1 protein-coding gene is annotated in these 1,923 nt (G+C 64.5%); it reads right to left on the bottom strand.

Translation table 11 applies throughout. The features are described 5' to 3' along the window. Window positions 1-79: 79 nt before the first annotated feature. Window positions 80-1,786: an IS1634 family transposase gene (locus tag AC1DNF_RS35520; RefSeq protein WP_478153605.1), complete on the bottom strand. Its 1,707-nt coding sequence runs from the start codon at window positions 1,784-1,786 to the stop codon at window positions 80-82. Window positions 1,787-1,923 lie beyond the last annotated feature (137 nt).

The raw sequence follows: 1,923 nt of genomic DNA, 5'->3' as shown, positions 1-1,923 counted from the left end.
CCGAAGTTCCTCCAATCGCCGAGCGAGTTTGTCTTTGCACGACAAGCACTTGGCGTGAGTTTGGGGTTCCGGTTTCTGTCTACAGACGGATCTGCTGGAGCAGATCGAGCGCGCGTTGTTGTTTCGCGTTGGGCGTAGTGAGGACCTCGAAGGTCGGCGCATCGGGCCCGGCGCTGGGTGTGCGACAGGTGTTGCGCACGATGGTCGTGAGTTCCTCAAGCAGCGTCGCGAAGCTGTGTGCGGGCGTGCCGTCGTCAAGGGTGTGGCGGGCCGCTTTGGCCAGCGCCGCCTTGGAACGCTTGGCAGGCGCCACGGGGTCGCGCATGGCCTTGGCCCGCTGGTCGGTGTCGGCGAACATCAGCTCGCGCCAAGCCTCGCGCATGTGCCACTCGACGTAGTAGGCGAGCATGCACAGGAAGATGTGCGCGCGCACCCGATCAGCGGTGCGGTGGTGGATCGGGCGCACCTTCAGGTCGATCGTCTTGAGCGAGCGGAACGCGCGCTCGACGTTGGCCAGCGACTTGTAGTTGCGCACGCAGTCGGCCGAGTCCATCTGCGCCGCGCTCACCGACGTGCGGATGATGTAAATGCCGTCCAGCGCCGCCTCGGCGGCGATGGCGTCTGTCTTGCGCGCGAAGGTGAAGGCGTTGTCGCCGATGGCCAGTTCGAAGTGCTTGGCCATCTTGTACTGGTTGACGACCTTGCCCACGCGCAAGCCGATCTCGTCACGCCCGACCAGCTTGAGCGCATCCACGCGGGCCTTGATCCTCTCCAGGCTGGCCTCGGTGGCCACCAATAACTCCTCGCGCTTGTGCGTGCGCAGCTTGGCCAGCTCTGGATTGCGGCACGCCACCAGCCGCTCGCCGGGGTAGTCCGGCGAACTCAGCTCGAGCAGGTTGCGCTCGTCGAACAAGCCCAGCTGCAGGTGGCCCTGCTCGACCAGCGCGCGGATCGACACGCTCTTCAATGCACTGATCCAGCCCACGCCCTCGGACTCGCGCATCTCCTGGATCGCCTTGTTGGAGATCATGCCGCGGTCGCCCACCATCACCAATTGCTCGACGCCGAAGTCTTCGCGCAGCCGCTGGACCTCGGGCAGCAAGGTCTGGCTGTCGGCGACATTGCCCTCATGCACCGACACTGCCACCGGGCAGCCGCACGCATCGGTGAGCAGGCCGTAGTTGACCTGCAGCATGCCCTTCCTACCGTCGCGGCTGTAGCCGAGCTTGGCCAGCGGGCAGCAACTGCCCTCGAAGTAACTGGACGACAAGTCGTAAAGCACCAGAGCGCCGGCGCCCAGGTGCCGCGCGGCGAGCTTCTTCTGGATCGCGCCCTGGCGCGCAAGCAACCAGTCCATCGCCGCGTACAGATCGTCCTCGCTCGCATCGGCCACGCCGAAGTCCTCGGCCAGCGTCGTGGTGTGCCACCAGCGGGTGGTGGCGAGCTTGGTGTGCGCAGCGACGATGCGCGCGGCCACCATCGCCAGCACCAGGTCGCGTTCGCGGCAGGGCTTGGAGGCGACAAGTGAGGCAAGGCCCAGGCGCTGCAGGGTCAGCGCAGCGGCTTGCACATGGCCATGCGAACGCGATGCGGTGATCTCGAAGCACTGCGCTACTGGCTGCAAGGCCTCGCCATGCAGCGCTGCGCGAATAGCTTCGATCTGCGCGGCCGACAGGCTCGACAAATTGGCAAGCGTGCGTTTGCCTACCTTGGAGCCCTCGCGATAGGACTCGCGCAGCAGCACGGTGGGGGGCGAGCCCCGGTTCGGTACAACATGGACATGCATGCCTACATATATAGGCGATGTCATTGGCATATTCAAGAAAATACATGCCTACATCCAGCAAACCAAGAAAGCACCTATCTCATTGATTCCAGAGGGCTTATTGGCTGAAACCGGCGCACGCGGCGCTGGAACTTCGG

This window comes from Variovorax sp. 01T432 (assembly GCF_056398605.1).
The sequence above is the reverse complement of the archived record's forward strand: the minus strand, read 5'-3'. Positions and strand labels throughout refer to the sequence as shown.